This is a genomic window from Desulfosporosinus acididurans (assembly GCF_001029285.1).
GTDB classification, from domain to species: domain Bacteria; phylum Bacillota; class Desulfitobacteriia; order Desulfitobacteriales; family Desulfitobacteriaceae; genus Desulfosporosinus; species Desulfosporosinus acididurans.
In genome coordinates this window covers 181,710-195,022 of the sequence record NZ_LDZY01000005.1, presented here as the reverse complement: position 1 = coordinate 195,022, position 13,313 = coordinate 181,710, and the positions used below count along the sequence as shown (strand labels likewise).

Below are 13,313 nucleotides of genomic sequence, written 5' to 3'. Positions count from 1 at the left end.
TAAGGCTATTTATTTAACCGTGCAATTTCAACGACGGATGGGAATTTCGTATTAATCGCCGTATAAATTTTAGGATCTTCTCCCCCCAAACTCCAAATTGAAATACCGTTTAGGTTATACTTGTTTACTAGGTCGAGAAGAGGTTGGATAGATGATTCGTTTTCAAACCATACCGTATGATCACCTTTTTTGTCTGAGTAAGTATAATGAGGACCGCTATTTGGATCAATGGTAACTTTGCTGTTATAACGAGCGGCTGTATTTACTGCATGCAAATAATTTATTCCTATACCTTTAGAGCCCGACCAATTATAGCCATAGTCGGGAATGCCCAATTCGATTTTATTCGGATTAATAACCGATATCGCATAGGAAATTACATTATTGACCCAATTCACAGGAGCAATCGGACCGGGACTAGAGGTTGACCAAGAGTAATCATAGGCCATAATACGGACTTTATCGGCTGCTTCACCTATAGCTTTATAATCCTGTCCAGGGTGTTCAGTTGCTGTAGTTTTAGAAGTCAGGGTTACATAAAGAAGCTTATTTTTTTCATGAAGTGCATTTGCTAATTTTTGAACAAACAAAGTAAAAGCCTTTTTATCGGATGGTAAAACATTTTCGTAATCAAGGTCAATCCCAGAATAGTTCTGAGATATTACTATGTTGACTATATTTTGGATGTGATTTTGCATCAATACAGGATCATTAACAATGGCGGATATTAAACTTGAGCTAAATTCGTTACTGATTAAGGGCGTGAGAATTAATTTTTTATTCTGCGCGTAATTGATTATTTGAGGATCTTCCGAATTATTAAGTGGTTTAATATCGCCGTTCTTTGATGCGTCATACCAGAAGGGTGAGATCTCATTAAATACTTCCGGATTATTCTTAACAGAGGTAATAGCTGTTGCCTGATTCCAGTAAGGAATCCAACCGTTAATTGAACGACTTCTCTTAGGAGAGGTATTTTTAGAATTAGTAATAAAAAAAACCGCTGCCATTAGTATACAAAGGACTACAGTTGTAGATAAAAACAGTAAACGTTTATTTATTTTATACATAAGAATATACCTTTCTACGAATAAGCTGCATTTATCCAGTTTTTAAGACCCCCACTTCTTAAGTTGGGGCGGGTACTTCGTTAACTTCAGGTGGGGTAGAGTCCTCCTTCGCCGCTAAGTATTCCTATTGGGAAAAGCGGCTCGGCAATAATGTCCACTGGACATTATTGTATCTGAAGCCCCGATGTTCAGCTTTAGCTGAACGAGTTTACTGGCGGATTGCTTATAGGTAATTTACGATTAAAACTGGATAGCATTTCATTTTGGTTTAAGAAAATTATAACATTATAATTTGAAAAAGAATTTAAAAAAAGATTAAAATTGTATGAAATTAGCTATTTGGGTCGAATCCTTTACATTCATTGTTAGCGCTGCTGGTGGTTAAATATAGAACACAAGGATTAATGGCGGATTATTTATTAAACTGAATTACAAAGTAAAATCCTATGTAAAACTTGACTCTTAAAACCAAGAGCGGGTGAAAAAGTCGATTACTAAAACGAGGCTTTAGCTACAAATGCTTTAGCCTCGCTTTTCCATCTGACTTAAAATGGAGTTGAAGAGTTATGAAATAATAATATTTTCATGGTCTTTTAATCTTGTTAGGCTAAACTAGTGTCATTGAAGAGTTTTTTTTCACATATTACTCATGTTTGTGTATATCGTCCTGAAAACTGTTCCAAAAACATTGTTAATTCATATCGTTACGCAATATGGTTATTTAGGATTGTTTATAATTCTGCTGGTTTCAATCTTAGGCTTGCCGCTTCCAGATGAATTCCTTCTGACATTTATAGGTTTTATGAGTTTTTTAGGTCAGCTCAATCCGATATTAGCAATTATTTCATCAGCTATCGGAAGTATAACAGGGATTACTATTGCTTATTTTCTGGGACGATTTTTCGAAGCAAAAGTATTGGTATATCTAAGAAAACATACGGGAAGTCAGCGCCTGGAAAAGGTGCTCAATTGGTACCATCAACATGGTGGTAAACTTCTGACGGCAGGATATTTTATTCCGGGAGTACGTCATCTGTCTGGCTATGTTGCCGGTTTAAGCCGCTTAAGTTATCGGGATTTTGCTCTTTATTCTTATCTTGGGGCCTTTGTTTGGACAAGCGTATTTATCCTGCTGGGCAGGACTCTGGGCAGTCAATGGAAAACTATTCTTCCGATCATCCATCGTTACTCAATCCTGCTGGGACTAATTGCAGCTGTTCTCTTTATAATCTTTTATCTGTTGTATAAGAATCATGAACGATGGGGAGCTAGGCTGTCAGAGGAGTTTTTGCGTCTAACCGGTCATTATCGTTCGTTGGGCAAGCTGCGATTATTAATTATAATAGGTTCTGTAACATTTCTGGGACTTTTTATTTTCTTAATGAGTCTAATTCAAGATCTTGTAACGAACGACGTTGCTGAATTTGATGAAATGGTTTCTTCCAGTCTGGAACTAGCTTCTCCACGCTGGATGATGCACTTAATGCAGCAAATTAATGCTTTGAGTACTCACATTGTGATCTTAATTGTCTTTTTGGTTGTGTTATTTGGCTTTTGGCATAAAACTAAGCTATGGATTCATGTTCTTCCGCTTAGTATTGCTTGGGGCGGAGGAACTTTGGTTGATTATTTTTTCCGATTCATTTTCCGGGGGGAGAACGTCAGTATCTTTGAAAACATCATGCCCTTTCAAACCTCAAACACTGGTTTTTTACTGGGTGGTTTATCATTTTATGCTGTTCTTTGTTATATTTTGGCACGAGAAAAATCTTGGTCCTATCGGCTTTGGATTGTGATCGCAGGGTCACTGCTATTATTTTTCTTAGGACTAAGTCCCGTTTATCTGCGGATTCATACACCAAGCGCCATGGTTACAGCTTTAACAGTCAGCGGCCTGTGGACTTATATTTGTATCTTCCTTTATGAGTTCCTGCTTTACAGGAATATGCCAGGCAACAAAAACGCAGAGAATTAAATTGACTCATTAATATCTGGAGCAAAGAGGCTGGACATGCGGCTCCGTATACAAGAATCTGCAGCCAGGTGACATCTGGTTTACGATGGATCAGAATAATCGCAGCATGGGTGACCTATTTGAACATTGACAACCATTTTTTAAGGTTCTTTTAATAATCATATGTTAATCTTGAGAATGTGGAGATTCTCCAGTCCTCTAACTTCGGAGAAGTTAGAGGCGTCAGGTAGTTTAACAACGCTTTTGGCTTGCAATTTTCAGGGTGACAGAATTTATACGAAGGGAACGAGTAAATCCAATGAATCAATCATCATCCGTTACCAGAAATAGAGAGAAAGAGCTCTTAATAAAAGTTCCAGAAATCACGATATTTTTTTGGATCGTCAAACTGCTGACTACCGCCATGGGCGAAGCGACATCTGATTATCTGGTCAATACTATTAATCCATATTTGGCTGTAATCTTGGGGGCAGTAGGATTCGTTATCGCGCTAATCTTACAATTTTCAGTTCGCAAATATGTGGCGTGGATATATTGGCTTTTCGTGGTCATGGTTGCTATCTTTGGAACCATGGTTGCCGATGTCATACATATTGTTTTAGGTGTTCCGTATTATGCGTCCACCATCGCCTTTGCTATGATTTTGACCGTGGTATTTACGACTTGGTACAAGGTGGAAAAGACGTTATCTATCCATAGCATCTATACACGTCGACGTGAGGTGTTTTATTGGGCAGCAGTGCTTGCTACATTTGCCATGGGGACGGCCACGGGGGATATGACCGCAATGACCTTAAACCTAGGCTACTTAGCTTCTGGAATCTTATTTATAGTATTGTTCGTACTTCCTGCAGTGGGTTATTTTTTGTTTGGTCTGAACGAAATATTTGCTTTCTGGTTTGCCTATATCATGACTCGTCCCCTTGGCGCTTCTTTTGCAGACTGGTTTGGCAAACCCAAGAGCATTACGGGTCTGGGTTATGGCGACGGGATTGTCGTGTCGGTGTTGACGATAATCATCATCATATTGGTCGGTTATTTATCGGTGACACTCAGGGATGTCCAACGTGAGGCAGGTAGACCGCAAAGGTAAGGCAAATAGGTTCGTCGCACCTTTGTCACTCTAAGTTTAGTGGTCCTATTAATACTGGGAGTTTCCGGTTGTGGCAGCACTACCATGGCTTAGGGAACAGGTCAAGATTTTCAAAAACCTTATTGAAGTGATTTTTGGGCACGGCATGTTTTGTCGTTACTCCGGTAAATCAGTCCCTGAAGTCTACAGGGTGAGATCGCTCGAACCAATAAACCAATAAAGTTATATACGAAGTTAGTGCCCTCACTTCCAGTGGGGGTATTTTTTTGTTGACATATAGTCTAATCAGATTATAATGTGTCTATTGGTCTAATTAGACCATGAATTTAAAGATATAGGAATTGGTTACTGATTTTGAGTAACTCTTAGAAAGGAACGTATGATGATTAAATCTTTTTTAATGATTGGGCAATCCAATATGGCCGGTAGAGGCTTTTTGTCTGACGTACCTCCAATTATAAACGAACGAATACAAATGTTGCGCAACGGCAGATGGCAAATGATGATTGAGCCTGTGAACTATGACCGTCCTGTTTCAGGTGTAAGTTTGGCAGCTTCATTTGCAGATGCGTGGTGTTTAAAGTATCCGGAAGATACGATTGGCCTAATACCATGTGCCGAAGGCGGAAGCACGCTAGATGACTGGGCTGTTGATGGCGAACTTTTTCAACATGCTATCAGTGAAGCCAAATTCGCCATGAAACACAGCACCTTAACAGGTATTTTGTGGCATCAAGGTGAAAGTGATAGTTCAGGTGGCAAATACGAAGTGTATTATGACAAGTTATTGGGAATCGTGCAGGCGCTTAGAGATATCCTCAATGTTCCAGAAATACCGTTCATCATTGGCGGCTTAGGAGACTATTTAGGTAAAACAGGATTTGGGCAGTATTGCGTCGAGTATGAGCAGATAAACGATAGCCTTAAACAATTTGCTTTTGAACAAGCACATTGTTATTTTGTGTCTGCGCAAGGATTAACAGGGAATCCTGATGGAATTCATGTAAATTCAATATCTCAAAGATATTTTGGTTTGCGCTACTTTGAAGCCTTCGATAAAAAAACTCATGTTTTAGTACCGTTAAGCCATGAGGTTGAGCTTTTAGATAGACTTATTGCTAGAATGCATACACCAACTGAATTGATGTTTGTGAAACAGATGGACTTTGCACTTGGAAAACTCTCTTATGAAGAATTTATAAACGAACAGTGAGGCACCAATTATGATTCCATTGCTAATTTTAGGACTCTTAATCCAAAATCCAGGGGCCCATGGATATGAGCTTCTGGCAAAAATGGAAGAAAGGCACTACAAGTATATTGTGAATTTTACAAAGGGGTCATTTTACTATAATATTCAACAAATGGAAGAAAAAAACTTAATTAAGCAGGTTATTCAAACGGAACAAAGTCGGGAAAGTCATCATTATGTTATCACTGAACTGGGGAAAGCCGAGTTTCAAACGTTGATGTACCAGTATGGTGCAAAAACGGAGTATGTTAACCTGTCCTTTTATGCAGCTCTTTTATTTGCTAAGGAATACAAAAGAGATAACATGGTCAAGCTTATTAGAATTCAAATTGAGCAGACTGAAGCAAAAATTCTATTATTAAAGGATGCCTTAGAAGGAGACCATCAGCTCCCAATCTATTTTAGAAAGATGTTAGAGAACTCAGTTTCGCACCATTTGGTAAACTTAAAGTGGTTTAATTCGCTCTTAACGGATGCAGAGTGTCTATTAAATTAGTCCTTGTTTTTCATGGTGTGTCACAGATTCAACCAATGCTCCTAACTTTATTCAGGTATACTGTTAATTTCCTAACCCCAATGGAATGTTCTATCTTTTCCCAAGAGTGTTTACTTTGTTATGATAGGCAAGTTATCATAGTAAGATAGTAATCATTAAATCTTAAGGGAGAAGAGTGAATATCAGTTGCTGATTAAAAAACGAATTTTGTTATCCAATATTCTTATGATTATTATTCCTGCTGTATTAATTATGATTGTTACAGGAATTGTATATTTGTCGTACTTGAAAATATCTAAAGGAGCATCCGTTGATGACGCGGAAAAATATATTGCCGCGCAGAGTATGATTGCAGAGTATTCTAATCAGATGCAATACTCACAAACTATTTACGACTTTGATGCGGTACAGTCTGAGCTTCAAAAGCGACTTTTAGCGAGTGGTATATACAGCAAAATAACCCGCGATCATCAAATTGTCGCTTCCAATTTCACCAAGGAAGTTGATAGCCTATCAGCAACCATTGACGGCCCAAATAGTTCAATGCCGAAACCCTACGCAGTACAATCGGGTCATGCGTTGCTGATCAGTTACAGTTTCCCAAAAGATAGTTACCTATTCAAAGTTATAGCTATAGATCCAAACTTTAGGATAAGGTCGAATGAATGGGTGACTCGTATAAAGGTTATGGGCAGTTATATTACCATTACTTTTATAATTTCACTCATTATTATTGCACTGACCAATGGAGTTATTTCTTCAAATATTTTTAAAAACATTATTGTTCCCTTGGATATGCTGAATTATGGAGCGGAACAAATTAAAAACGGTAACCTTGATTTCGAGATAAAGTATGAGCGTATGGACGAATTTGGGGTTGCTATTGCAAATTTTGATGAAATGAGGACTAGACTACGCCAATCAATACAGACGCAGCTTAACTATGAAGAAGAACGTAAGGAACTTGTAGCAGGAATTTCACATGATTTAAGGACGCCTTTGACTGCAATTAAGGGATATGTAAAAGGGCTCAAAGACAATGTTGCCAATACACCGGAAAAGCAACAGCGGTATCATGATATTATATATAAAAAGACATGTGAAATGGATGTATTAGTCGATCGTCTCTTTCTGTTCTCCAAACTCGATACGGGCCATCTTCCATTTTATTTCGAAAAAGTCAAAAGCAAAGAATATTTTGGCGAGTTAGTTCGTCAAATCATTGAGGATTTCGAAGGAAGTGGGCTGAAATTATCCTATAGCAATCGTTGTTCCTCTAATTCAATCGTAACGATTGATCCTGATCAAATGAAACGTGTGTTTACTAATATTGTGGAAAACAGTTTAAAGTATAAGCAGTTAGAGAGTTGCCAGGTGGATTTCATGGTAAGCAGGCAAGGAAATGAGGTTGTAATCGAGATTTGTGATGACGGACAGGGCGTTCCGGAAGAAATTCTGCCAAAATTATTCACTAGTTTTTATCGAGGTGATGCTTCCCGCAACAATCCTACGCAAAGCAGCGGCTTAGGTCTGTCAATAGCCGAACGGATTGTCAAAGCGCATCATGGCAGCATTATCGCTCAAAACAAAAATGGGCTTGCAATAACGATAAAATTACCGGTGGTAGAGGTGGGATAAAGTGAAACATATTTTAATTATTGAAGATGATATAGCAATTGCTGAGCTTGAAAGAGATTATCTTGAAATTAACGGCTTCAAAATTGATATTGCTGTAGATGGTGATGAGGGCCTGAAACTTGCCAGCAGTAAGGATTTTGATTTAATTTTGCTTGATCTAATGTTGCCTGGCAAGAATGGTTTTGAATTATGCCGTGAAATAAGAACAAAGACAGAAATTCCAATTTTGATGGTAACTGCTAAAAAGGAATCCATTGACAAAATAAGGGGGCTGGGATTAGGCGCAGATGATTATATTGTAAAGCCGTTTGATCCAGCAGAGCTCGTAGCACGAGTGAATGCTCATTTATCACGTTATGAAAGGTTGACATCTTCCGATAAGCCAATGTCTCAGGAGGAGATTATTGTCGGTAAACTAAGAATTCTGCCAAAGGCATGGCGTGTTTATGTTGGTGATAAGGAAATAAAACTTACCACTAAGGAGTTTGAATTGCTCTTGTTTTTAGCGACGAATCCTAATATTGTTTTTACAAAGGAGAATTTATTTAGCCGTATTTGGGGTATGAATGCTATGGGGGACGTTGCTACGGTCATTGTACATATTAATCGGTTAAGAGAAAAAATTGAAGGGGATAGTGGTGAGCCCAGATATATTGAAACAATATGGGGCGCAGGATACCGGTTTAAGATCTAATTTTTACATAGAAAAGAAAATCTCATTGTAATTTTGCAATGAGGTTTTCTTTATATTCTAGTTTATTTAAAATTTATTTTTGCTTAACTAAAAGTTTATTTCTTCTTTATTCGAAAGTTATCTCTCTTTTGTACAATACAATTAAGCGTTTAAACAAACAGACTTAAGCATAAAAGGTAAATACTGACATTGTCAAATAGGATAACTATGTTGAATTGGAGTGAATAAATTTGTTTCTGAATAATTCGTTGGTTGGTACTAAGGATTTAGGCAGCAAAATACTTACTAAGGTTCCTGAAATCACGGTATTTTTCTGGATAGTCAAAGTGTTGACAACTGGAATGGGTGAGGTGTTCTCTGACTATCTCTTGACTCATATAAATCCTATAATAGGTATTGCTCTTGGGTTAATTGGTCTGATAGCTTCGTTGGTAATGCAGTTCTCTGCCCGTCGTTATTTACCATGGGTCTACTGGTTAACGGTTGTCATGGTAAGTATATTTGGTACCATGTTTGCTGATGTTTTGCACGTTGGTTTTGGGATTCCATATCAGGTTTCGACTATTTTCTTTTTGGCAGCGATGGCCATAATCTTTGTTGCTTGGTATACAAGTGAAAAGACTCTTGCTATACACAGTATCCACACACGTCGTCGGGAGGCCTTTTATTGGTCAATCGTGCTGGTTACGTTCGCGTTAGGCACTGCAACGGGGGATTTGACGGCGACAACTTTGAATTTAGGCTATTTCACCTCAGGTGTGCTTTTTGCGGTTTTAATTGCTGTCCCAGCGTTAGCTTATTGGTTGTTTGGCTTGAATGAAATTTTTGCCTTCTGGTTTGCCTATATAATGACACGACCGTTAGGCGCCTCGATTGCGGATTGGATGGGGATGCAACGCTTTCGCGGCGGCCTTGGGCTCGGTACAGGTCCAGTAAGTTTGGTTTTAACGATTATAATTATTGCTCTTGTCGGTTACCTGACTGTTACTCGTAGAGATGTTCAGAATGAACACGCCGTTTAAGGATGTTTTTTGTTATTATGCCTAGCTTGATGTATTGAGGTATTTACCGAATTTTAACACAGATTTAACAGAGTTAGACAAGTATTTCTTCATACGTAATATTATAATTAACAGGAAAAGCTAATGGCCTGAACATTAATAGATAGGGAGGCAAGCTCAAGTAATGACTTTATTACAAACGATTATTATTGCTATTGTCCAAGGTATCACTGAGTTGTTTCCGATTAGTAGTGTGGCTCATAATGTGTTTACCCCTTATGTTTTTCACTGGAATCTTAATCCTGAGTTCTTAAAGATGAATTTTTTACCTTTCGTAGTTATGCTTCATCTTGGAACTGCACTGGCCTTATTGATCTTTTTCTGGGACGAATGGATGGGAATAATCCGCTCAATTATTAATTCCAGCAAAGAGGTTTCTTTACGTTTGCTTTTATTACTTTTGGTTGGGACGATTCCGGCAGCTCTGATCGGATTTGTTTTCGAAAAACATATTACCAATATGTTCAGCAATGTAACAGCGGCCGCCATCTTTCTAATTATTAATGGTCTGTTATTATTTTTTGGAGAAAAAATGAAGAAGCGAGGCACGAAAAGTATCAATGACTTATCTTACGGACAGGCAGCAGTCGTCGGCTTATTTCAAGCTTTGGCTTTGGTTCCAGGCTTCTCTCGTTCCGGAGCCAGTATGACAGCAGGATTTTGGATGGGGCTTAAACACGAGGAGTCCGCTCGCTTTTCTATGTTGTTAGCCACTCCTATCATTGCTGGAGCCGGCATACTAGAAGTCCCCAAACTGATTAAACACAGTTCTCATGGCTTGTTTGTTAATTCCCTAATCGGCGGTTTGTTTGCTGGGTTATTTGCCTACATTGCTGTAACAGTTTTAATGCATTGGTTTAAGAGGAAAGAGATTAATGCCATGAAGCCTTTTGCCTATTATTGCTGGATTGTAGGTGCTTTAATTTTGCTATCTCATTTTATTTGAGTGTATAATTCTTAAAAATATTGATGAATCTTGCCCAAAACATAATTTTATTTATTGCCATTAGTGAAGATTAATATATAAAGATAAACTAGGCGCTTTAAGATGAGCGCCTAGTTTTTTTTATAACAAAGTCCGTCGAAAACAATAGATAGGATTTGTTGGTCTCTGGTAAGGAGATCAGTTAATGATGACTGAAAATCCAGCGTCATACTGGACGTTGCCACCTGAAAGCTTATTTATTTTTGGTTTATTTTTGGTTTATTAAAAGTTTATCTCTTCTTTATTAGCAAGTTATTCCTATCCTGTATTATATATTGAGCGGTTAAATTTTGGCATCAAATAGAATGTATCGTCACAGCAAAAACAATTGAAAAAGACTAGGAAGACAGCAAAAGCAGATTAGTAGATACCGAAATGGGCTAAGAAAGTGCTTGAATTTTTAATTTATTGATGGTTTGCATACATTTTTTTTTGCGATCAGTTCGTGGGCTTTTGAGAGGAAAGATAAGATCGTCATTCACAAGAGGCCAACCGCGGCCCAAAATGGGAGGTGAAAACTTGGGTCTGATTTTTAAATTTGTGTTGAAAAATATTAGTGAAAAGAAATCCCGAACGTTATTAATTATCTTATCAATATTGATTTCTTCAGGGCTCTTCTTTTCATCAAATGCTTTTGCTGCATCAATATCTAAAATGTATGATGAAATGCTAAGATTGTCCGTTGGGACATCAGACATAATTGTTAAGGCAACTATGAAATCTCCTTCGCAGTTTTTTAGTCTAAGATACGCTCAAGATTGTAGTGACCAAACCCAGTACGTTATTGGTACTATTAATGAATCTGCTGATTACAAACCAATGATTAATGAACAATCCGTTGCTATCAACCTTGAAGGAATCACTTTGGAAGATCTTCAAACGTGGAACCCTATTTCCTTTTCAGCAACCTATCATTTAAATTCTTTCGTGGGCAACAAAATTATTATCAGCCAAAATACTGCCTCGCAATATGGCTTAAAAGCTGGGGATACCCTGGATTTAACGATCAATTCCAATAAACAGAGGTTTTTAATATGTGGTATTGCAAATCCGGTAGGAATTTTTACTGATGAAAGCAAAGGCCTTAATGCTATTGTACCCAAAGATGTTCTCGGAAAGTTATATTCGGAGGAAGGCAAGGTTAATTGCGCCTACGTCAAAGTAAAAAAATCAGCTGATTTGCCGCAAGTGATTAATTCTCTTTCTCAAGCGTACAACAAATACGACGTTAAGGAAGCATTTTCACCGGAGCAGATCGCCAGTCTGACGAATCAGATCATTACTCCGTTTAAATTAGTTGTTGCCATCGTAACCTTTATGTGCATGTTTATCATCTATTCTTCATTTAAGGTGATCATCGCGGAGAGGCTGCCTGTCATCGGAACTTTACGCAGCGTTGGAGCTACGAGAAGAACAACGAATTTTATCCTTCTTCTCGAAAGCGCCTTATATGGTGCTATTGGAGGATTGCTTGGCTGTGGAGTGGGGATAGGATTACTTTACTTAATGTCATCCGCCATCTCAAGCGGTTTTGCCCAAGGTGCCGGTGTTTCTGTTCAGGTCAATCCGTTATTATTGCTAAGCACCTTAATTTTTGCATTTATCTTATGCCTATTCAGCTCTCTCTTGCCTATCATTCAGGTTTTAAGAATTCCTGTCAAGGATATTGTCTTAAATTCAGTTGAAAAAGTAAAAGACAAGAAGCTAATAAATGTCGTATTAGGCTTGTTTTTCCTTACGACGTCCATCGTTGTGCCAAAGTTCGCCTTCGGGAAAATGGCAATCGTTGCGGATACTGCTTGCCTTGTTATCTCGATAGCCGGAATTTTTTTGCTGGTTCCGTATCTAATCTCATGGTTTATTAAACTAACGGAAGGGATCTATACCTTGGTATTTGGAAATATAGGGACTCTTGCTTTAAAAAACCTGCGGGACAATAAAAGCATGATGACAAGTTTATCCCTTCTGATTATCGGGGGAGCAAGCCTCTTGATGGTCAATACATTTTGCAGTTCTTTAACAAAACAGCTGATGAGTATTTACGTCGATTACCAGAAATTCGATGTATTAATTGAAAAGATGGATAATAATGTGGATAAAAATCTTGAACACTTACTTTATAGTATTGATGGCGTGACCGGTGTGTACAGGTATTTTGAAAAGGACGATATAAAAATTACGAATAAAAATGGAAGTATTGCAACTATCGCTGGAATAGATATCACAAAACATTTAGATTATATGAGAATTGATTCGAACATGAACCTCACAGATGAGCTGAAGCAATTGGAATCGGAAAGAAGCATCCTGCTGACGTATACGTTGCGTGACAAATTTAACCTGAAGATTGGCGACGTACTTAACTTGAAAATGTCCGAAGATAAAGGGCCTATCCCCTATACGGTCATTGGCTTTTATAATACCGCAGAGAGCTTTGGCGATATGGCTTTGGTTTCTGAGAAATACTTTCAAGAGGATACGGGTGGACAATACAATGCAAGGATTCTTGTCAAGACCTCTAAAAATCCACGTGATGTGGAAAATGCCATTAAAAATGACTACGGTCAATATCATTTCAGTATAGAAACAAGACAAGAAGAGCAGGCGGGTATTTTGCATCAGATAAATCCAATTCTTAGCCTATTAATGGGCTTTTTAGTGTTGGCTATGTTTATCGGGCTTATTGGAATTTTCAACAACTTCATTATCGGTTTTATTTCGAGAAGGCGTTCATTGGGAATTTTGCGGTCTGTGGGCATGAATAAACTCCAAATGATGAAAATGATATTGATTGAATCTGCAACAGTGGGGATTTTGGGAGGCATCACAGGAGTCCTTGCTGGAATACTTCTGGCAAATAATATGACGTATATTTTGCAAGCGATCAGTATGAGGATTGTCATGCAATACTCCTTAAGTTATATGGCTGCATCAATTATTGTCAGCTTCGCTGTTGCAGTTATTGCTTCTGTATGCCCTGCTTTAAAGGCTTCCCAAAATAGCATTATTCAGTCTATTAAATTTGAATAGCTATAAGTCAACCTATTAA

At 38.0% G+C, this 13,313-nt stretch carries 10 protein-coding genes; 9 read left to right on the top strand and 1 reads right to left on the bottom strand.

Translation table 11 applies throughout. The annotated features are described in order from the left end of the window. Nucleotides 1-5: 5 nt before the first annotated feature. Entirely contained in the window at nt 6-1,070 is a 1,065-nt protein-coding gene (locus tag DEAC_RS08685; protein ID WP_053006344.1) for a glycosyl hydrolase family 18 protein, read from the bottom strand. Nucleotides 1,071-1,719: 649 nt separating this feature from the next. Between DEAC_RS08685 and DEAC_RS08680 the strand changes: the two genes are divergently transcribed. The 9 genes from DEAC_RS08680 to DEAC_RS08640 all read left to right on the top strand — a co-directional run bounded on the left by DEAC_RS08680 (nt 1,720) and on the right by DEAC_RS08640 (nt 13,294). Further along, on the top strand, nt 1,720-3,045 hold the full coding sequence (locus DEAC_RS08680; protein ID WP_047809645.1) for a DedA family protein: 1,326 nt from the start codon (nt 1,720-1,722) through the stop codon (nt 3,043-3,045). Between the two features lie 298 nt (nt 3,046-3,343). Then, complete coding sequence (locus DEAC_RS08675; protein WP_047809644.1) at nt 3,344-4,138, top strand: COG4705 family protein; 795 nt, start codon at nt 3,344-3,346, stop codon at nt 4,136-4,138. Nucleotides 4,139-4,520: 382 nt separating this feature from the next. Next, a complete protein-coding gene (locus tag DEAC_RS08670) occupies nt 4,521-5,351 on the top strand; it encodes a sialate O-acetylesterase (RefSeq protein WP_047809773.1) in 831 nt (276 codons plus the stop codon). A gap of 10 nt (nt 5,352-5,361) precedes the next feature. Further along, a complete protein-coding gene (locus DEAC_RS08665) occupies nt 5,362-5,886 on the top strand; it encodes a PadR family transcriptional regulator (RefSeq protein ID WP_047809643.1) in 525 nt (174 codons plus the stop codon). A 207-nt stretch (nt 5,887-6,093) separates the two neighbouring features. Further along, nucleotides 6,094-7,524, top strand: coding sequence for a sensor histidine kinase (locus DEAC_RS08660; protein ID WP_161796430.1), 1,431 nt, complete (start codon nt 6,094-6,096; stop codon nt 7,522-7,524). A 1-nt stretch (nt 7,525) separates the two neighbouring features. After that, on the top strand, nt 7,526-8,218 hold the full coding sequence (locus DEAC_RS08655) for a response regulator transcription factor (protein ID WP_047809641.1): 693 nt from the start codon (nt 7,526-7,528) through the stop codon (nt 8,216-8,218). Nucleotides 8,219-8,448: 230 nt separating this feature from the next. Beyond that, nucleotides 8,449-9,240 (top strand): COG4705 family protein, encoded by a 792-nt coding sequence (locus DEAC_RS08650; protein ID WP_242847104.1) that lies wholly within the window; start codon nt 8,449-8,451, stop codon nt 9,238-9,240. A 163-nt stretch (nt 9,241-9,403) separates the two neighbouring features. Then, a complete protein-coding gene (locus DEAC_RS08645; RefSeq protein WP_047809640.1) occupies nt 9,404-10,225 on the top strand; it encodes an undecaprenyl-diphosphate phosphatase in 822 nt (273 codons plus the stop codon). A 558-nt stretch (nt 10,226-10,783) separates the two neighbouring features. Next, entirely contained in the window at nt 10,784-13,294 is a 2,511-nt protein-coding gene (locus DEAC_RS08640) for an ABC transporter permease (RefSeq protein WP_047809639.1), read from the top strand. Nucleotides 13,295-13,313 lie beyond the last annotated feature (19 nt).

Excerpts from the sequence above, each read along its gene's own strand:
- DEAC_RS08685 (WP_053006344.1), bottom strand. The coding sequence starts at position 1,070 with ATGTATAAAATAAATAAACGTTTACTGTTTTTATCTACAACTGTAGTC.
- DEAC_RS08645 (WP_047809640.1), top strand. The coding sequence starts at position 9,404 with ATGACTTTATTACAAACGATTATTATTGCTATTGTCCAAGGTATCACT.
- DEAC_RS08675 (WP_047809644.1), top strand. The coding sequence starts at position 3,344 with ATGAATCAATCATCATCCGTTACCAGAAATAGAGAGAAAGAGCTCTTA.
- DEAC_RS08670 (WP_047809773.1), top strand. The coding sequence starts at position 4,521 with ATGATTAAATCTTTTTTAATGATTGGGCAATCCAATATGGCCGGTAGA.
- DEAC_RS08680 (WP_047809645.1), top strand. The coding sequence starts at position 1,720 with ATGTTTGTGTATATCGTCCTGAAAACTGTTCCAAAAACATTGTTAATT.
- DEAC_RS08665 (WP_047809643.1), top strand. The coding sequence starts at position 5,362 with ATGATTCCATTGCTAATTTTAGGACTCTTAATCCAAAATCCAGGGGCC.